Here is a 17890-nt window from a genome sequence, read left to right as displayed (position 1 = left end):
CTCATGATGAACCCTTTTTCATGGCTCCAGATGACAAACATGATCTCATATCAGGGACTTGTTCGCACCTTCCCTAACACCTTTTTGCACTGATAATCGGTATGTAAAGTAAATTTAAAATCAATGCGCTACCAGCCAATCTCGGAAGCTGAGTGTGTTCGCTTGACGTCCTCTTCTAGCGCAACAATTACCACCAAATAAAGAAACAGTAAGGGAGTTGGCTGTGGAGAGCGTTGGCAAAGCTACCGCCCTGAATCACAGCTTTCAGCCTGCTGCTTTTTACCTGCGCTTTTGCTCTGGTCTGGTTCATTGCTGACTCCGACGAGAGGGGGGGGGGCTGATGGTCATGTTACCGAACGGAGCTGATGAAGGAAGGGGGAGAGGGTGATTTCTCGGGCAAGATCAATAAATTGAAGGGGCAGCGGGGGGGGCAACGGCATGCTGGATAAGAAGGATCTCAAGGCTCTGCTCTTTTTCACGCCCAACGCTCACGGCGTATGGGGGTGGGAGTGAACCAGGATGATCAGCTCTGCGGAGCGCCATGCTGCATAGCCGCAATGGTCAGCGCGGCAGGGCAGGCAGGTGGCTGCGCGGGCGGATTCGCAACGCATTATCTTGCCCGGGCGCTAGTCCAGGCGAGGGCAACCCGGTCAGACTCGTATTTCCACCAGAGATAATTGGGCCCGCTGCCGGTGACGACAGGGGCCCATGTTTTTTTGTATTAGCGCACGGTCTTTGGGTCTGGTTTGCTCCGTGAGGGCTCATCGGGCCAGCAGGGGTTGGCCGCTGGTCAGGGGCGAGCTGGTTGGCTGGGCGGCGGGATGCTGCTGGAACTGGCGCACCAGCCGCTCCAGTTCGCCGAGTTGGCGCACCAGCTGAATGATGCCCTGCACGGCGTGGCGGCTGCCCTGGCTGGAGTCGTCGGCCAGGGTCTTGATGCTGAGCACGCTGCGGTCGATGTCGGCGGTGACCTGGGACTGCTCCTGCACCGCCTGGGCTATCTGGCTGCTGCCGGAGGCCACCTGCAGCAGGCGATCGCTTATCTGTTGCAGCACGTCCCCGGTGGCGGCGGCCTTGAGCCGGCAGATGGCGGAGCGCTGCTCTCCCTTCTCCATCGCCTGTTCCGCATCCCCGGCGCTGCCCTGCAGCAGGGTGATCATCTTCTGGATCTCGCCGGTGGAGGATTGGGTCTTGATGGCCAGGGTGCGGATCTCGTCCGCCACCACCGAGAAGCCGCGACCCGCCTCGCCGGCCCGGGCGGCCTCGATGGCGGCGTTGAGGGCCAGCAGGTTGGTCTGGTTGGCGATGTTGTTGATGACGTCCAGGATACCGTCGATGGCCCGGCACTGGCTGGCCAGCGCCTCTATCACGGCGCGGGAGGCGATCAGCTCGCTGTGCATCCCCCCCACCTCGACCAGTGTCTCCCGCACGCTGCGGTTGCCCTCCCTGAACAGATCGGCGGTCTCGTCCAGTCGATCGGAGGCGGCGGTCGAGCTGTGGGAGACCTCGCGGATGGACTCCGCCATCTGGGTGATGGCGGTCGCCACCTGGTTGGTCTGGGCCTGCTGTTGCTGCAGGTTGTCGGTGATGGTCTCGGCGTTGTGCAGATCCGTCTGGGCGGATGTCAGGATCTGCTGGCAGGTCTGCTGGGTGCGGGCCAGCACCGCATTGAACTCGGCCTGATTCATCTGCATGGCGAGCTCGACGGCGGCGAGGCGATCGACCCGGCCGGTGTAGAGCAGCTGCATCAAGGGGTTGTCGAAGCGGCTGCGGGCCAAGGTATCCAGCCGCGCGAGGCGGCGAGAGAGGGTCTGGTTGATGGCGAGCGCCAGCATCAGGGAGAGGGCGCCGAGCAGAAGGGGCCAGCCAGGGCCGTGCTGATAGCCCAGAGCCACCAGAGCCGCCAGACAAGGCAGCAGGCAGAGAGTGAGCGCGAGCGTGTGGGAGAAGGGGGGCAGGCGCAGGGCCCGCGGTGTCTTGCCGCTCTGCATCTCCTCATAGACCCGCTCCGATCGCTGCTTCACTGCGTCATCCGGCGCCGTGCGCACCGACTGGTACTCCACCACCTTGCCGCTCGCATCCTGGATGGGGGTCACGAAGGCATTGACCCAGTAGTGATCGCCGTTCTTGCAGCGGTTCTTGACCGGGCCCATCCAGCTCTTCTTCTGGCGCAGGTGGGTCCACATGTCGGCGAAGGCCTGGGGCGGCATGTCGGGGTGGCGCACCAGGTTGTGCGGTGATCCCTGCAGCTCCTCCAGGGTGAAGCCCGCTATCTGGCAGAACTCGTCGTTGGCATAGGTGATGCGGCTCTCAAGATCCGTGGTGGAGATCAGGTTCTGGTGCGCCGGGTAGAGGCGTTCACGCTGGGTAACGGGCTGGTTGACTCTCATGGCGGCTTCCGACTGTGGCGGGATGATGAGTCCCGACAACTTGGGACTAGTAGTCCCATTGCAAGCCGTGCACCAGAGTGCCAGGACACGCTTAAATTGCGTGCAAAATGCATCTTGTTTGCCCAAAACCCGGGGATGGACGAGAACGATCCGGGCCAGCGTCTCCACCTGCTGAATCGATTCGCTTTTTGGGAGCCGTTTTGGCAACGGCGTGACGGGTTTCGCAATTTAGCAAGGCGGGGCCGGTGCCCCGCCGGGATCAGCTGGGGAGATCAGGCTCGCCGGCCGGGGCCAGCATCAGAGTCTCTATCTGCAGGTGGGTGGAGAGCAGGGTCTTCAAGTCCTGCAGGTACTCCTCCAGGGGCGGCTCTTCCAGCAGCAGGGCAAGTTCGTTGCCGATGGGGGTGAGACGGTAATAGAGCAGGGTGAGGTTGCTCTGGCGCTGGCGCAGGCGCCAGCGCTGATTGCCGAAGGCCAGCTCGACCCCGTCCGCAGGCAGGGGGCCGGATTCGAGCTCCCCCTTGTGCAGCAGGCCGAGATCACACAGCAGCAACAGGGCGCTGTAGGGAACCCGGTATTTGCCAAGCCCCATGCGGGTGACCCTGGCGCGGCTGAGCAGGCCGGCCCCCTTGTGCATGCCCAGCAGCAGGCGTTGCTCGTCGCTGCCCTCGTAGTGACAGGAGAGGGCACAGATCCGCTGGAACAGCTGGGCTTCGCGCTGGGTCATCTCCTTGAGGGTGTTGAGGGCACGGATGGAGAAGCGACCGGGGGTCGCGACCTCCAGGGCGAAAATCCGCCCCCACAGTTGCTGCATGGGCACCATGCTGATGTCTTCGGCCAGTTGCAGGAAGCGGGTCAGCCAGTCGCTGTCCATCTCGCCGCCGGCCGCCGTCTCTTCGCAGTGGCGGGCGGCCATTACCATGATGGCTTCCAGGTTGCGCTGGCGGGCGGCCTGATCCGCCAGATGGCGGAAGGTGGCGCGCTGTTCGAAGGTGCTGTCGCTGTTGCGGGTCAGCATGCCGTCTATGCCGCGACTGCGGGCCAGGCGCAGGGTCTGCTCCTGGCTGCTCAGGATGGCACTCTCTTTCTTGGGGGGCAGGTCAGCCATGCTGGCTCCGTGATCGCAGGGTCTGGTGTTGAATGTTACTCCAACCGGGCCCATGAACAATCCCTCAGGCGGGCACGGCGTCATGGGGTTCAGGATAAAAAAATGGCCTCCCGCAGGAGGCCATCGGCATGGCTTACTCTTCGTAGACGCTGACCTCGACCGCCTCCATGGAGTAGGAGGCGGTGGCCATCTCGTGACTGGAGCTGACGGTGTGCATCTTGCCCTTGACCCAGATGGCGTCCCAGAGATCGTCCACCGGTGCTCCCTTGGGATAGCTCACGTAGATCACCTGGTTGGTGGGGGGCGGCGGCACGTGGATGCAGGCGCCGAAGTAGGGCACCAGCAGGAAGGCTGTGATGGTCTTGGCATCCCCCTCCAGCGGCACCACGAAGCCGGGGATCCGCACCTCCTGATTGTCCAGCTTCTTGTTGACGCCCCCCACCGGCTGTGGCACCGAGGAAAGGTCGCCGTCGTGGCTCACCTGGGGCGGGGGCAGCAGCTTCTCACCTTCAGGAATGAGCACATCCCAGTCGATGGTCTTGTAATCGGCGGCCATGGCAGGCAGCACCAGCAGGCTGGCCAGCAGCGCCACTATCTTCCACTTCATCATCTGTCCTTCTCTCAATTTTTTATGCGAGCATGTCGCTAGATGCGAATGCTCATGCCATCACTCAGGCTGTAACGATAAGCGCGGGCTGCGGGGAGCAGACCGATCACCATGCCCGCCAGCCACACCAGCCCCAGCAACTGCCACTCATAGGCGTTCGGCAGCCCCAGGCTCAATTGCAGGCCATAGTGGCTGAGCAGCCAGGGGGTGGCAAGCCCCTGGCCGAGATAGAGCACGGCTACCCCGAGGGCGATGCCGAGGGTGGTCAGCGCCATCGCCTCCAGCGCCAGCAGCAGGAACAGGTGGGCCGGGCCTGCACCCAGGGATCTCAATATGGCGAGCTCGCGGCGCCGCTCGTTGAGCCCCGCCAGCAAGGTCGTCAGCATGCCGATGAGGCCCGCCACCACCACGAAGCCCGCGATGACCGACAGCGCCGTCTCCGCCACGCTCATCAGGCTCCACAGTTCCTGCAAGGCGGCCCCGGGCAGGATGGCCATCAGCGGCTCCCTGGGGTAGGTGTTGATGCCCCGCTGCAGCTGGAACGCCAGAATGCGGTTGCTCAGGCCCACCATAAAGGCGGTGATGGTTTTCGGGGTGAGATCCAGTGCCAGCGCCTGTTCCGGGGTGACGTTCTTGCTGTGACGGCCGGTGTCCCAACCAAGGTGGATAGCCTCTATTCCCGCCAGCGGCACATGGATGGTGCGATCGATGGGCGTACCGGTCGGTGCCAGTATCCCCACCACCTTGAACGGCAGGTTGTCGTGCTGGCTGAACGAGGTGTTGCCGGCGCCGTGGGCGATGACGATGGGCTGGTCCAGTTTGTAACCCAGCTTCTGTGCCACCTGGGCGCCGAGCACCGCCTCGAATGGCGTCTCGAACGGGCGTCCCTCGCGCAGTTGCAACGACTGCTGCTGGCCGTACTTCAGATGGGTGAAGTAGTCGCCGTTGGTGCCGAGCACCCTGAACCCCTTGTGGGAGTCACCGAGTGACAAGGGGATGGTCCAGGCGACGCCAGGCTTTGTCTTGATGGCCTGGTAGGAGTCCCAACCCACGTTGTTGGTGGGGTTGCCGATGCGAAACACCGAGTAGAGCAGCAGGTTCACCTGACCGGAGCGGGCGCCGACGATGAGGTCGGTACCCGAGACGGTGTTGGAGAAGCTCTCGCGCGCCTGGCTGCGCACCCGCTCCACCCCGAGCAGCAGGGTGACGCTGATGGCGACGGCGAGCAGGGTAAGTCCGGCGGTGAGGCGACGGGCCCAGAGGCTTTGCAGAGCGAGTTTCAGCATATGCTCCTCCAGCCCAGGGGGAAGAGGAGGTCATGGCTTCCCGGCATGGCCGGGCAGAGGCTCTTATCTGCGGTGTTCATCATGCGACCCTCCGGTTGAGCAGTTGCAGGTTCTCTACCCGTGGGAAGAGGGGCTCCAGATAGGGGTCGTGGCTGACGAAGATCAGGGTCGAGCCCTGCTTGTCGCACTCCTCGAAGAGCAGCTTGATGAAGGCGGCTCTGTTGTCGGTATCCAGGGCCGAGGTGGGTTCGTCCGCGATCACCAGCGGCGGCGAGCCGATCAGCGCCCGGGCGGCGGCGACCCGCTGTTGCTGGCCGATGCTGAGGGCGTGAACGGGGCGATGCAGCGCCTCATCCGGCAGTTGCAGCTCAGCCAACAGGCGGCGCGCCTCCTGTTCCGGACTTCCTTTCAGGCGGGCCCGCTTGGCGGGCGAGAAGGTGAGGGCTGCGGTGACGTTGTCCTGCACCGATAGAAACGGCAGCAGATTGAACTGCTGGAAGATGTACCCCAGATTGGCCGCCCGGAACTGGTCACGGGCGCGGCCGGAAAGCCGGGCCAATGGTTGGCCCAGCACCTCCAGGGTGCCGTGGTTGGCGGTCTGGATCCCGGCAAGCAAGCCGAGCAGGGTGGATTTGCCACAGCCCGACGGGCCCTTGATAAACACCCGTTCCCCCTCGCGGATGCGCAGGGCGGGCAGATCGAGTACAGCGTCGCCACCTGGCCAGGCAAAGGCCAGATCGCAGATCTCAACCACGGCGTTTTTCATGGCGTTACCAGCTCAGCTTGTTGGCGGACGGGGTCAGCTCGGCCGCAGTCTGGCCGGTGGGCAGGATCCCCTGCACGCTCAGCTTCTCCAGGCTCGGATAGACGGCAAACAGGGTGGCTTCAAGACCATTGAGTTTGGCCGGGGTGGCGCAGGTGTAGGTATACATGGCCCCCAGGTCCGCATGGCCCGCCTCATCGTGGTGCTCATCATGCTCGCTGGCAGCCTTGTCATGCTCATGGTCGTGATCCTCTTTGGCGGCTTGCAACTCCTGCTGGGTCAGCTTGCAGCCGGCGGCCGGGTCGAGGCGAAACAGGGTGTCGGGTTGCTGGAGGCGGGCCACGGCCCTGGCGTGTTGCGCCTTCTCTTCATCGCTCCTGGCGGCGTGTTCGAAGCCCACGAGGTCGGCTGCGGGGGCCTGCAGCTCGATCATCAGCTGGTTGCCATCCACCACCAGATTGAGGTGGCCATGGCCGTGCTCGTGGGCACCATGGCTGTGGCTCTCGTGTTCGTCGTGATTTGCCTGGGCGCCGAAGGCGGCTGCGGCCAGCAACAGGGTGACTGCTTTCATCGTTAATCCTTTTGAAAAATTGATAAGAAACTGATTCAACGGAAGGAACGATGAAGGTATGGCGGGGCTCTGATGCGGCTATGGCCTGACGTCGTGGTGGTGACGGTTGGCAAGGTGGTGTCGATAAACAGGTCGATGACAGAGGGCTGGGTCGGGACAAGGGGGGTCGGGGTGAGTGCCAGCTTGCCATCCAGATGCAGGGCGCAGAGGGTGCAGGCATGGTTATGTTCGGGCAGGTCGGCTTCAAGCGGATGCTGTGCCAGCGCCGGTTGCATCCACAACCAGCCCAGCAGCAACATCCAGATTGTCAACGTGGTACGACCCATAGACCCTTATGGAAAGGGCGCCATCAGCGCCCTTCTCTCTGATTCAGAGATGGGACTGAATGAGCCCCATCACCTTGGTTATCTCGGTGGCAGCGAGCTGGCCATCTTTGGCAAACAGCACCTTGCCCTCTTTATCCAGCACTATGATGGCCGAACTTTCCGGCGCCAGATCCCAGGCGTTGCGGGCCATGCCCTTGGCATCCAGCACCATGGCGGACCAGGGAAACTCTTTCTTGCTGTCTTCGGCGCTGCTCTTCACAAAGCCGGAGGTGCCCCAGATGGCGTCATTGCTGTTGATGATGGTGACCGTCTGGTACTTGTCATGGGGCAGCTTGGCCGCCTTGATTGCCTCGATCATGGGGGCGTTCAGCTCCTTGGCGCTGGAGCGACCCGCGATATGCTGTATCAGAAAGACTTTGCCGGTCAGTACCTTGCTTTGCCAGGGCTGATAGCTGACCTCTTTATCCTTCAGCACAAGCTCACCCTTGTCGCCGATGTTGACCAGCGGTACCTGGGCCGACTCCTTGATGTTGTGGGCCAGAACCAGGGTTGGCAGCAGCGCCAGGGTAAGTACGAGATGTTTCATCCGTATGACACTCCTTTGTGATGTTATAACGATTTTGGGATCGAGGGAATGGGACCCTGAACATCCTAAACTGATCGGATCTGTTTAAAAAGTGTTAAATAAACGCGAGGATTTATCCGGTCGCAGAATCAATCTGCCTTGAACCTGCGAATGACGGCGGCAAGGATGGCATTAGGCCGATAAAAATCAACTGATTGCCTATGTGCTGGGGCAGTGGACTCAATAGAGCGGTTCGCTGATCAGGGGGATCTGGGCCATGGTCATCTGCTGAGCCAGCAGGGGGGAGCCGGTCAGCAGCACGTGGCGCTGGTTGCCGATCACCAGGGTATCCCCTTCCAGCCCGCTGTCGGCCGTGATGGCAAGCCAGGCTGGCGAGACGCTGCCGATGCTGATGTCCGGATAGATGATGCTGAGGTTGTATTGCGGTGCCAACTCGGCCAGGAGGCTCGCCATCAGCAGCGCCTTCTCGTCACTGTCAGCCTTGTTTTCTTGCAGGGCCTGCAAGGGAGGAGCGAAGTGATCCATCTGCTCGGACGGGGTGGGGATGCCGCTTAACCACTCCTGCAGCAGGTTGACGCTGGTGGCCAGATCCTTGGCCGAAAATTGCCTTGCCAGGGGTTTGAGATCCCCCTTGAACTGGTAGAACAGCTGAGAGTAGTTGGGCCTCACGCAGGGCAGCTTGCGATTGGCCGGGTGTACGCAGGGCAAGACCCGCATCTCGTAGAAGGCATCCTCCTGGTATTGCTGGTAGGCTTGCCAGAACTGGATGGACTCGAGGCTGCTGTCGTGCAGGGTAAAGGCCTGCTCCAGGTCACGAAACTTGGTGGCTGTCTCGGGACTGTAGTGGTTGATCTGGTTGATGCTGTTGTAGAGCCGGGGGCTGATGTAGGAGTAGAGGGTCTCCAGCGGGTAGTTGAGTGCGGTATCGAGCTGCGTCATCTCGTGGCGGCTGGCAGAGAGGACGCGCTCGTCCGTGGTCAGTTGCAGGTGCTTGCGCTGGCCGTCGGCGGATTGCCACTGCCAGCTCATGTTGACCTCATTGGCCACTGCAGCAGAGCCGAAGAGTAGACTCCACAGCAGGCATTGTGCCAGTTTCATGGTGTGCATCCTGCCTGGGTGATACTAAACAACTAGGTGAGCCGACGGGATTTGGATTGGTTTAGTGATGACGATATTGGTAATTATCTGATCCAGCGGTAAATTTAGTCAGGGAAATAAGTCATGTCGGAAATAACCATGAAGCCTGTTTCATTGTTTTTGCTGATGCTGCTCTCGTTGCCGACACTGGCGGGCCAGGTGATCGTCAATCAGGGCATGTCCACGGCGGATACCTTTGCCCTGCGGGATCAACTGGCGCGAGAGCATGAATGGCAGGAGTGGCTGCGGTTCCAGCAGGCCATCAAGTGGCTGGAGGTGCTGCCGGTCAACTGCGATCTGGTGGGGGGCGCCGGGCAGGAATATCGCTGTGGTGACAACTATTACCGCCCCTATCGACAGGACGGGCGCGATCTCTATATCCAGGGGGATCCGCCAGACCAGCCCCCGCAACGGCCAATAAAAAAGGCGCCATAAGGCGCCTTTTTTTGCGAGAGAGACGCTTACTTGGCAGCGTAACGCTCGGCAGAAGTCAGGATTTCGGCTTCGGCAGCAGCCTTGTCGCCCCACCCTTCCACCTTGACCCACTTGCCAGCTTCCAGCTCTTTGTAACGCTCGAAGAAGTGCTGGATCTGGGCTTTCAGCAGCTCGGGCAGATCGTTCACATCCTGGATGTGATCGTACTGCTTGGTCAGCTTGGAGTGGGGAACGGCCACGATCTTGGCATCTTCGCCAGATTCGTCGGTCATCTTCAGCACGCCAACCGGACGGCAGCGAATGACGGAGCCGGCCAGCAGCGGGTAGGGAGTCGGCACCAGCACGTCGACGGGGTCACCGTCCAGGGACAGGGTGGCGTTCACGTAACCGTAGTTGCACGGGTAGAACATCGGGGTGGACATGAAGCGATCAACGAAGATGGCACCGCTGTCCTTGTCGACTTCGTATTTGATCGGGTCGGCATTCTGCGGGATTTCGATGATGACGTAGATGTCGTCAGGCAGGCTCTTGCCAGCCGGTACCAGGTTCAGGCTCATGACGTTTCCTTTGCGTGTTGGAGTCAAGTTTGCAGGCCGACATTATAGCGATGTCCCGTCAAATGACCATATTTCGCGGGCAGGGGAGTGTGCTGGCGGATGCCGTGCAACCTGGTGCCGTCCGATTTCTGTCGCCTTGCCGGACTCGACAGCGCTCTTGCCATGGTCGCGGCTTGTGCCACCGGGTCAACAGACCCTAGAATGCGCACTTCCCTTTACTGCGAAAGGAAGCGGTATGCATATTCACATTCTCGGGATCTGCGGCACCTTTATGGGTGGTCTGGCGGTGTTGGCAAAACAGCTGGGTTATCGAGTCACCGGCTCCGATGCCAACGTCTATCCCCCCATGAGCACCCAGCTCGAGCAGCAAGGCATCGAGTTGACCGAGGGCTATGATCCGTCCCAGCTCGATCCGGCGCCGGATCTGGTGGTGATCGGCAATGCCATGAGCCGTGGCAACCCTTGTGTGGAGTATGTGCTGGATCGCAACCTGCCCTATATCTCTGGCCCCCAGTGGCTGCTGGAACACGTGTTGCAGGATCGCTGGGTACTGGCCGTCGCGGGCACCCATGGCAAGACCACCACCGCCAGCATGCTGGCCTGGGTACTGGAATATGCCAAACTCGAGCCCGGTTTCCTCATCGGCGGTGTGCCCGGCAACTTCCCGGTTTCCGCTCGTCTGGGCTCCGCCCCCTTCTTCGTCATCGAGGCGGACGAGTATGATTGCGCCTTCTTCGACAAGCGCTCCAAGTTCGTTCACTACCACCCGCGTACCCTGGTGATGAACAACCTGGAGTTCGACCACGCGGATATTTTCCCGGATCTCGCCGCCATCCAGCGCCAGTTCCATCACCTGATGCGTACCGTGCCGAGCAACGGCCGGGTGCTGTTCCCCCAGGCCGATGACAACCTCACCGCCGTGCGCAAAATGGGCTGCTGGAGCGAGGTGGAGCTGGTGGGTCAGGACGACGCCAAGTGGAAGGCGGTCAAGCTGACCGACGACGGCTCCGCCTTCGAGGTGTGGCTGGATGGCGTCAAGCAGGGGGAGGTGCACTGGGAGTGCATCGGCGAGCACAACGTCAACAACGGTCTGATGGCCATCGCTGCCGCCCGCCATGCCGGTGTCATGGTGGAGCACGGCATAGCCGCCCTCTGCCAGTTCAAGTCCCCCAAGCGGCGGATGGAACTCAAGGGCGAGGTGGCAGGCATCAGCGTCTATGACGACTTCGCCCACCACCCCACCGCCATCGAGACCACCCTCGGCGGCCTGCGCGCCAAGGTGGGTCAGGCCCGCATCCTGGCGGTGCTGGAGCCGCGCTCCAACACCATGAAGCTGGGGGTACACAAGGGGGAGCTGGCCGGCTGCTTCGATGGCGCTGACGAGGTGTTCTTCTTCCAGCCGTCGAACATCGGCTGGGATCTCGGCGAGGTGACCGCCCACATGAGCCGTCCGGCGCAGGTGTTTGACGATCTGGAGCTCCTGATCGGCGCCCTGGTGGCCGAGAGCCGCGCGGGGGATCATATTCTGATCATGAGCAACGGCGGCTTCGGTGGCATTCACGACAAGCTGATCGCCCGCCTCAAGCAAGGCACATCATGAACAAGCAGATCACCCTGGCGCTGACCGGCGCCTCCGGTGCCCCCTACGCCCTGCGCCTGCTGCAGTGTCTGGTGCAGGCGGACTACCGGGTCTACCTGCTCGCCTCCTCGGCCGCCCGGGTGGTGCTCAAGACCGAGCAGCAGCAGGAGTGGCCAGGCTCGCCGAAAGAGCTCTCCGCCTATCTCTGTCGCCAGTACGGCGCCATTGATGGGCAGATCGTCGCCTGCGGCAAGGAGGAGTGGTTCTCGCCGGTGGCCTCCGGCTCGGCGGCGCCCAAGCAGATGGTGGTCTGCCCCTGCTCAATGGGCACCGTCTCGGCCATTGCCAACGGTACCTCCGACAACCTGCTGGAGCGGGCGGCGGATGTGGTGATCAAGGAGCGCGGCCAGCTCATTCTGGTACCCCGCGAGAGCCCCTTCTCGGCGATCCATCTGGAGAACATGCTGAAACTGGCGCGGCTCGGGGTGACCATCATGCCCGCCGCGCCGGGGTTCTACCATGAGCCGAAGAGCATCGAGGATCTGGTGGACTTCATGGTGGCGCGGATCCTGGATCATCTGGGCGTCGAACACGAGCTGACCCGCCGCTGGGGCTATGCCAAGCACTGAGTCAGCGAGGTGGAAGACAGACAAAAAAACGGCGCCGACCTGAACAGTCGGCGCCGTTTTTATTGGCAAGAGGATCAGGCCACCTGAAGGGGGGCCGTCACGTACTTGAACAGGAAATCGGTCACTTCTTCCCGGCTTGGGCGCTGTGGCTGATTGATCATCTGCATCATGACGTAGCCAAATCCGGTCAGGGAGCGGGCCAAATCCTGCGCCGACAGCACGCTCTGGATCTCGCCGCTGTCCATAGCCGCTTGCAGGTGGGGGGCGATGCGCTCCAACGCCTTGTCCAGCAGGCGGGTGTAACGGGGCCAGACCTCTTCCCGTACCGATGAACTCCATTCCAGCCAGATACTGGCGTGGTCCGGTTTGTCGTAGGCGGCGTCAACGAACAGCTTCACATGGCGGTGGATGCTGTCCCTGACCGAGCCCTGCCCGTTATAAGCCTGCTCGAGGATCTGCTGTACAAAGCCTTCAATTTCGGTCAGCACTTCATCGACCAGATCTTCACGGGTGTTGAAATAATTGAAGACGGTGGCAACCGAGACTTTGGCCTGCTCGGCAATTTCGGCATGTCCCGCGCGGCCAATGCCACGACGGGAAAATACCTCGATGGCACATTCCATCAATTGATCACGACGAGCCTCCGGCGACAGCCGGGTCCGACGTCTTATTTCTGCGCGTGGTTCCATAGTTTTTTCATCTAATAGTTATTGATTATGGTGTTTATAGTATTGTCACCGATAATGCCCGAAGGCTTGCTAACTCTATCAATTAAAATAAGCCGATAAAAGCATCACGTATGCCTGACGCCTTCCGGTTGGAGTGGTAGAATCATCGGTTTTGATGTTAATGAACGGCCAATAACCCTTTGGCCATTATTGGAGTATGTGATGAAACACAACGTCGAGGTGATGATCTCCGAGGCCGAGGTCGCCGCCCGGATCGCCAAACTGGGTGAAGAGATCACCGCCCGTTACCAGGGCTCCGATGAAGTCGTGATGATTGGCCTCTTGCGCGGTTCCTGCGTCTTCCTGGCCGATCTCTGCCGTCAGTGCCAGCTGCCCATCACCCTGGATTTTATGACTGCCTCCAGCTATGGCTCCGGCATGCACAGCACCCGTGACGTGCGCATCCTCAAGGATCTGGATGACGACATCAAAGGCAAGGACGTGGTGATCGTCGAGGACATCATCGATACCGGCTACACCCTCAACAAGGTGCGCGAGATCCTCTCCCTGCGCGAACCAAAGTCCCTGGCGATCTGCACCCTGCTGGACAAGCCGTCCCGCCGTGAGGTCCAGGTGCCGGTAGACTGGATTGGCTTCGCCATCCCGGACGAGTTCGTGGTGGGCTGTGGTATCGACTACGCCCAGAAGTACCGTAATCTGCCCTTCATCGGCAAGGTAGTTCCGCAAGAGTAAGCAAGGCTCGGACGTGGCAGGGCAGCTTGGCCGCCCGCCATCGACTGTCTTCAGGCGGCGCTAAAGCCGCCTTTTCTGTCTCGAGATGGGCTCATCCATCACAGGGGTTGCAATGAACGCATTGGAAATCAGCGGTCTGAAGAAGACCTATCAGGGGGGCGTCGAAGCCCTCAAGGGCATAGATCTCACCGTCAAGCAGGGAGATTTCTTCGCTCTGCTCGGCCCGAACGGGGCGGGCAAGTCCACCACCATCGGCGTGATCAGCTCGCTGGTGAACAAGAGTGCCGGCAAGGTCAAGGTGTTCGGTCATGACATCGATACCGATCTGGAGCTGGCCAAGGCCCAGCTCGGCCTGGTGCCCCAGGAGTTCAACTTCAGCATGTTCGAGAAGGTGAGCCAGATAGTGACTCACCAGGCCGGTTTCTACGGCGTGCCAAGGGCCGAGGCCAAGGTGCGCGCCGAGAAATACCTGCGTCAGCTCGATCTGTGGGACAAGCGCGACATGGCGGCTCGCACCCTCTCCGGCGGCATGAAGCGCCGGTTGATGATAGCCCGTGCCCTGATGCACGAGCCCAGGCTGTTGATCCTGGATGAACCGACTGCCGGGGTGGACATCGAGATCCGTCGCTCCATGTGGAGTTTCCTCAAGGATCTGAACGAGCAGGGTGTCACCATCATACTCACCACCCACTACCTGGAAGAGGCGGAGATGCTGTGCCGCAACATCGGCATCATCGACAAGGGGCGCCTCATCGAGAACACCAGCATGAAGAGCCTGCTCGGCAAGCTGGGGCGGGAGACCTTCCTGCTGGATCTGGTGCCAGGCTCTGCCGTACCGACCCTGCCCGAGTTCAACGGCCGCATGCAGGATGAGCACACCCTGGAGGTGGAGCTGGACAAGAGCCAGTCCCTCAACAGCTTGTTCGAGCAGCTCTCCGCCCAGGGGGTGAAGGTGCTGAGCATGCGCAACAAGGCAAACCGGCTGGAAGAGCTGTTCGTCAACCTGGTAGAGGAGGGTCGCAAAGCATGAATCCCATGACCTATTACATCGCCTTCAAGAGCATACTGGCCAAGGAAGTGAGCCGCTTTACCCGGATCTGGATCCAGACCCTGGTGCCGCCGGCCATCACCATGAGCCTCTACTTCGTCATCTTCGGCAACCTCATCGGGTCACGCATCGGTGAGATGGGGGGCTTCAGCTACATGGAATTCATCGTGCCCGGTCTCATCATGATGTCGGTCATCACCAACTCCTACTCCAACGTCGCCTCCTCCTTCTACAGCGCCAAGTTCCAACGCAACGTGGAGGAGCTGCTGGTGGCGCCGGTACCGAACTACATCATCATCGCCGGTTATGTGGGCGGCGGCGTGGCCCGGGGCCTCTGTGTCGGCCTCATCGTCACTCTGGTGTCGCTGTTCTTCGTGCCGCTGCAGATCCACCATCTGTTCAGCGTCTGCTTCACCGTGCTGCTGACCTCGATCCTGTTCTCCCTGGGGGGGCTGATCAACGCCGTGTTCGCGAAGTCGTTCGATGACATCAGCATCATCCCGACCTTCATCCTGACGCCGCTCACCTATCTGGGGGGAGTCTTCTACTCCATCAGCCTGCTGCCGCCGTTCTGGCAGGGAGTCTCCCAGGTGAACCCCATCATCTACATGGTGAATGCGTTCCGCTACGGCTTCCTCGGTATCTCCGACGTGCCGCTCGGCACCGCCTACCTCATCATCATCGGCTTCATCGTCGCCCTCTACGGGCTGGCCTGGTGGCTCATCTCCCGCGGCACCGGGCTGCGGCACTGAGGTTTTACCCATGAAAAAGGCGCCGAAAGGCGCCTTTTTTTGTTCCAGGTTTGCCTCAAAGGGCAGGGGCGTCATAGTCCGCCGGCTCGTCGCTGTAGACGCAGACGTTCCACTTGGCCGCCAGGCCGTCCTCGGCGAGGCAGTAACGCTCGAAGAAGGCCTTGATCTCCGCACGCTGGCAGTGCGCCTCGAAGCTGGCCATGTCTTGCCAGATCTCGTTGAAGACGATGGGGAAGCTCTCCCCCTCGGCAAACGGGCTGGCAATGTGGCGGGTGACTCTGTACTGCAGGCAGCCATCTTCGCGCAGAGTGTTGGGCTCCAGCCCCTGCAACACCTGGAACAGGGCCTGCTCCTTGCCCGGCTTGGGCAGGAACTGGGCGATGCAATAAACCTTCTTGGACATCTTTGTCTCCTTGCCGTGTCTCAACCCTGAAGGGTGACGACACGATTGTCGATAAGGCGGGCCTTGCCCAGATACGCGGCCATCAGGATCACCAGCCGCTTGCTGGCGGCGCTGGATGATTCGAGGGTGTCGGCGTCGACGATGTCGATGGCGTCCGTCCTGAATCCGGCGTTGTCGAGACGCTGGCTGGCCTGGGCCACCAGGGAGGGCAGGTGATGGCTCCCCGCCTCTATCTGTTCGGCTATCCAGTTCATGGTGCGCGCGAGCTCGGGGGCCAGGGCCCGCTCGGCGGCAGTCAGGTAGCCGTTGCGCGAGGAGAGGGCCAGCCCGTCCTCGGCCCGCACCGTGGGCACGCCGACGATCTCGACCGGCATGGCCATGTCGGCCACCATCTTGCGAATGAGCGCCAGCTGCTGGTAATCCTTCTGGCCGAAGCAGGCCACGTCGGGTTGCACCAGGTTGAACAGCTTGGTGACGACGGTGCTGACGCCGCGGAAGTGCCCCGGGCGCAGCGCTCCTTCCAGCAGGCTGGAGAGGCCCGGCACCTCGACGAAGGTCTGGCTTGCCAGCCCGTGGGGATACATCAGCTCCGGGGTCGGGGTGAACACCAGATCCACGCCGGCGGCCTCGAGGGCGGCGCAATCCTGCTCCAGGGTGCGCGGGTAGTTGGCGAGATCCTCGGCCTTGTCGAACTGCAAGGGGTTGACGAAGATGCTGACGACCACCTTCTCACCGTGGCTGCGGGCCTCATCGACCAGGGTGAGATGGCCCTGGTGCAGATTGCCCATGGTGGGCACGAATGCGATGGCGCGCCCTTCGCGGCGCCATTGGCCGATCTGTTCACGCAGAGCGGCAGGATTGTTCACAACCAACATCAACAGTTCACCTTCGGATAGGTCAAAGAAACAAGAATTGAAAGGGCCAGAGAGGGAGGCGAAACGGGGGCCTAGCCCCCGTTGCGGTTCATGAGGCCAGGATCAGTTGAAGCAGTGCTCGGGACCGGGGAAGGTACCCTCGCTCACCTGCTGCACATAGAGGCGGATGGCGGCGCGCATGTCACCCGTCTCGGCCAGGAAGTTCTTGGTGAACCTGGGCACATAGCCGGAGGTGATGCCAAAGGCGTCGTGCATCACCAGGATCTGGCCATCGGTGGCCGGGCCCGCACCTATGCCGATGACAGGGATGCGCAGCGCCTTGCTGATGCGCTCGGCCAGGGCGACCGGCACGCATTCGAGCACCAGCAGCTGGATGCCAGCTGCCTGCAGCTCGAGGGCCTGGCGGTAAATCTCTTGGGCGTGGAACTCGTCGCGCCCCTGCACCTTGAAGCCGCCAAACACGTGGACGGATTGCGGGGTGAGGCCGAGGTGACCACAGACTGGCACGCCGTTGCGGGTCAGGTGGCGAATGCTCTCGCAGAGCCAGTCGCCCCCTTCCATCTTCACCATGCGGGCGCCGGCGGCCATCAGCCGGGCGGCGTTCTGATAGGTCTGCTCGGGAGTGGCATAGCTCATGAACGGCATGTCGGTGACCACCAGCGCCTTGCTGGTGCCGCGCACCACGCAGCGGGTGTGATAGACCATCTCATCCATGCTGACGGCCAGGGTGTCGTCCCCTCCCTGCAGCACCATGCCGAGGGAATCACCGATGAGCAGCACCTGGGCACCTTCGTCGTCGAACAGCTTGGCGAAGGTGGCGTCATAGGCGGTGATGGCGGTGATTTTTTGTCCGTCCTGCTTCATCTTCTGCAGGTCGGTGATGGTGATCTTGCTCATTACGTTGCTCCTACTCGTCTACTCACCCGTGGCATCGGCAAGGATCTCGAGACCATTGCGCGGGCAGCGGGCAACCAGTTCGGTGAGCGGGGTGCCGCAGGGCAGCACCAGGGCGGGGGCGATTTCGGTAAGGGGCAGCAGGACGAACTCCCGCTCCTTCATGCCGTAGTGGGGAACGATCAGGCGTTCATGCTGGATGACTTGCTCGCCGTACAGCAGCAGATCCAGATCCAGGGTTCTTGGACCCCAACGCTCGTCCTTGCGCACACGTCCCTGTTCCCGCTCGATTTTCTGCAGTTGATCCAGCAAAGCCAGGGGGCTGAGCCGGGTATGAAGCCGCACCACGGCATTGACGTAGTCGGGCTGATCCGCAGGGCCCATGGGGCGGCTGCCGTAAAGCTGCGAGGCCTGTTGCAATGCGGATTCCGGCAGCCTGCCCAGGGCGGCGACGGCTTGTCTGGCCTGGGCAACGGGATTGCCCAGGTTGGATCCGATGGCAACGAAGACCTCGATCATCGGG

General features: G+C 61.6%; 21 protein-coding genes. 6 read left to right on the top strand and 15 right to left on the bottom strand.

Features of this window, described 5'->3' with window-relative positions:
* Positions 1-761: 761 nt before the first annotated feature.
* From PG898_RS19665 to PG898_RS19625, 9 genes are all read right to left on the bottom strand, one after another.
* Positions 762-2390 carry a methyl-accepting chemotaxis protein gene (locus tag PG898_RS19665; protein ID WP_270824899.1) on the bottom strand — a complete coding sequence of 543 codons (1629 nt, stop codon included), beginning with the start codon at positions 2388-2390 and terminating at the stop codon, positions 762-764.
* A 259-nt stretch (positions 2391-2649) separates the two neighbouring features.
* The gene (locus PG898_RS19660; RefSeq protein ID WP_005329005.1) at positions 2650-3498 is read right to left on the bottom strand and encodes a TIGR03899 family protein; all 849 of its coding nucleotides are present in this window, start codon (positions 3496-3498) and stop codon (positions 2650-2652) included.
* A 133-nt stretch (positions 3499-3631) separates the two neighbouring features.
* Positions 3632-4108 carry a DUF3299 domain-containing protein gene (locus PG898_RS19655; RefSeq protein WP_043129686.1) on the bottom strand — a complete coding sequence of 159 codons (477 nt, stop codon included), beginning with the start codon at positions 4106-4108 and terminating at the stop codon, positions 3632-3634.
* Between the two features lie 35 nt (positions 4109-4143).
* Complete coding sequence (locus PG898_RS19650; RefSeq protein ID WP_043129685.1) at positions 4144-5391, bottom strand: ABC transporter permease; 1248 nt, start codon at positions 5389-5391, stop codon at positions 4144-4146.
* Positions 5392-5470: 79 nt separating this feature from the next.
* Complete coding sequence (locus PG898_RS19645; protein ID WP_270824900.1) at positions 5471-6157, bottom strand: ABC transporter ATP-binding protein; 687 nt, start codon at positions 6155-6157, stop codon at positions 5471-5473.
* A 4-nt stretch (positions 6158-6161) separates the two neighbouring features.
* Positions 6162-6725, bottom strand: a complete 564-nt coding sequence (locus tag PG898_RS19640) for a DUF2796 domain-containing protein (RefSeq protein WP_270824901.1) — start codon at positions 6723-6725, stop codon at positions 6162-6164.
* Between the two features lie 35 nt (positions 6726-6760).
* Positions 6761-7051: a hypothetical protein gene (locus PG898_RS19635; protein ID WP_333563620.1), complete on the bottom strand. Its 291-nt coding sequence runs from the start codon at positions 7049-7051 to the stop codon at positions 6761-6763.
* A gap of 43 nt (positions 7052-7094) precedes the next feature.
* Positions 7095-7637, bottom strand: a complete 543-nt coding sequence (locus PG898_RS19630; protein WP_043129681.1) for a YtfJ family protein — start codon at positions 7635-7637, stop codon at positions 7095-7097.
* A gap of 219 nt (positions 7638-7856) precedes the next feature.
* On the bottom strand, positions 7857-8735 hold the full coding sequence (locus PG898_RS19625) for a hypothetical protein (RefSeq protein ID WP_041205060.1): 879 nt from the start codon (positions 8733-8735) through the stop codon (positions 7857-7859).
* A 123-nt stretch (positions 8736-8858) separates the two neighbouring features.
* On the opposite strand from PG898_RS19625, the gene PG898_RS19620 reads away from it, so the two are divergent.
* Positions 8859-9209 carry a hypothetical protein gene (locus PG898_RS19620; protein WP_182786371.1) on the top strand — a complete coding sequence of 117 codons (351 nt, stop codon included), beginning with the start codon at positions 8859-8861 and terminating at the stop codon, positions 9207-9209.
* A gap of 26 nt (positions 9210-9235) precedes the next feature.
* On the opposite strand, the gene ppa is transcribed toward PG898_RS19620, so the two are convergent.
* Positions 9236-9766, bottom strand: coding sequence for an inorganic diphosphatase (gene ppa, locus PG898_RS19615; protein WP_005329022.1), 531 nt, complete (start codon positions 9764-9766; stop codon positions 9236-9238).
* Positions 9767-10001: 235 nt separating this feature from the next.
* Between ppa and mpl the strand changes: the two genes are divergently transcribed.
* Complete coding sequence (gene mpl, locus PG898_RS19610; protein ID WP_226170271.1) at positions 10002-11366, top strand: UDP-N-acetylmuramate:L-alanyl-gamma-D-glutamyl-meso-diaminopimelate ligase; 1365 nt, start codon at positions 10002-10004, stop codon at positions 11364-11366.
* Complete coding sequence (locus PG898_RS19605) at positions 11363-11974, top strand: flavin prenyltransferase UbiX (protein ID WP_226170269.1); 612 nt, start codon at positions 11363-11365, stop codon at positions 11972-11974. Before mpl ends, PG898_RS19605 begins: the two co-directional genes overlap by 4 nt.
* A gap of 74 nt (positions 11975-12048) precedes the next feature.
* Here PG898_RS19605 and PG898_RS19600 read toward each other — a convergent pair whose 3' ends face one another.
* A complete protein-coding gene (locus tag PG898_RS19600) occupies positions 12049-12663 on the bottom strand; it encodes a TetR/AcrR family transcriptional regulator (RefSeq protein ID WP_042648901.1) in 615 nt (204 codons plus the stop codon).
* A 201-nt stretch (positions 12664-12864) separates the two neighbouring features.
* Here PG898_RS19600 and hpt point away from each other — a divergent pair, with 201 nt between their 5' ends.
* The 3 genes from hpt (at position 12865) to PG898_RS19585 (ending at position 15195) form a co-directional block, all read left to right on the top strand.
* On the top strand, positions 12865-13395 hold the full coding sequence (gene hpt / locus PG898_RS19595) for a hypoxanthine phosphoribosyltransferase (protein WP_041205063.1): 531 nt from the start codon (positions 12865-12867) through the stop codon (positions 13393-13395).
* Between the two features lie 112 nt (positions 13396-13507).
* Positions 13508-14425 (top strand): ABC transporter ATP-binding protein, encoded by a 918-nt coding sequence (locus PG898_RS19590; RefSeq protein ID WP_005329031.1) that lies wholly within the window; start codon positions 13508-13510, stop codon positions 14423-14425.
* Positions 14422-15195 (top strand): ABC transporter permease, encoded by a 774-nt coding sequence (locus PG898_RS19585; protein ID WP_041205064.1) that lies wholly within the window; start codon positions 14422-14424, stop codon positions 15193-15195. The genes PG898_RS19590 and PG898_RS19585 overlap by 4 nt, the downstream gene beginning before the upstream one ends.
* Before the next feature lie 55 nt (positions 15196-15250).
* Here the strand turns inward: PG898_RS19585 and PG898_RS19580 are convergent, their stop codons facing one another.
* The 4 genes from PG898_RS19580 to folK form a co-directional block, all read right to left on the bottom strand.
* Entirely contained in the window at positions 15251-15598 is a 348-nt protein-coding gene (locus PG898_RS19580) for a putative quinol monooxygenase (RefSeq protein ID WP_025328197.1), read from the bottom strand.
* A 20-nt stretch (positions 15599-15618) separates the two neighbouring features.
* Entirely contained in the window at positions 15619-16473 is an 855-nt protein-coding gene (gene panC, locus PG898_RS19575) for a pantoate--beta-alanine ligase (protein WP_270824903.1), read from the bottom strand.
* 102 nt (positions 16474-16575) lie between these two features.
* A complete protein-coding gene (panB, locus tag PG898_RS19570) occupies positions 16576-17370 on the bottom strand; it encodes a 3-methyl-2-oxobutanoate hydroxymethyltransferase (protein ID WP_270824904.1) in 795 nt (264 codons plus the stop codon).
* 18 nt (positions 17371-17388) lie between these two features.
* Positions 17389-17886, bottom strand: a complete 498-nt coding sequence (folK, locus tag PG898_RS19565) for a 2-amino-4-hydroxy-6-hydroxymethyldihydropteridine diphosphokinase (protein WP_270824905.1) — start codon at positions 17884-17886, stop codon at positions 17389-17391.
* Between the last annotated feature and the right edge of the window lie 4 nt (positions 17887-17890).

This window comes from Aeromonas sp. QDB31 (assembly GCF_027707605.1).
GTDB lineage: Bacteria > Pseudomonadota > Gammaproteobacteria > Enterobacterales > Aeromonadaceae > Aeromonas > Aeromonas media.
The sequence above is the reverse complement of the archived record's forward strand: the minus strand, read 5'-3'. Positions and strand labels throughout refer to the sequence as shown.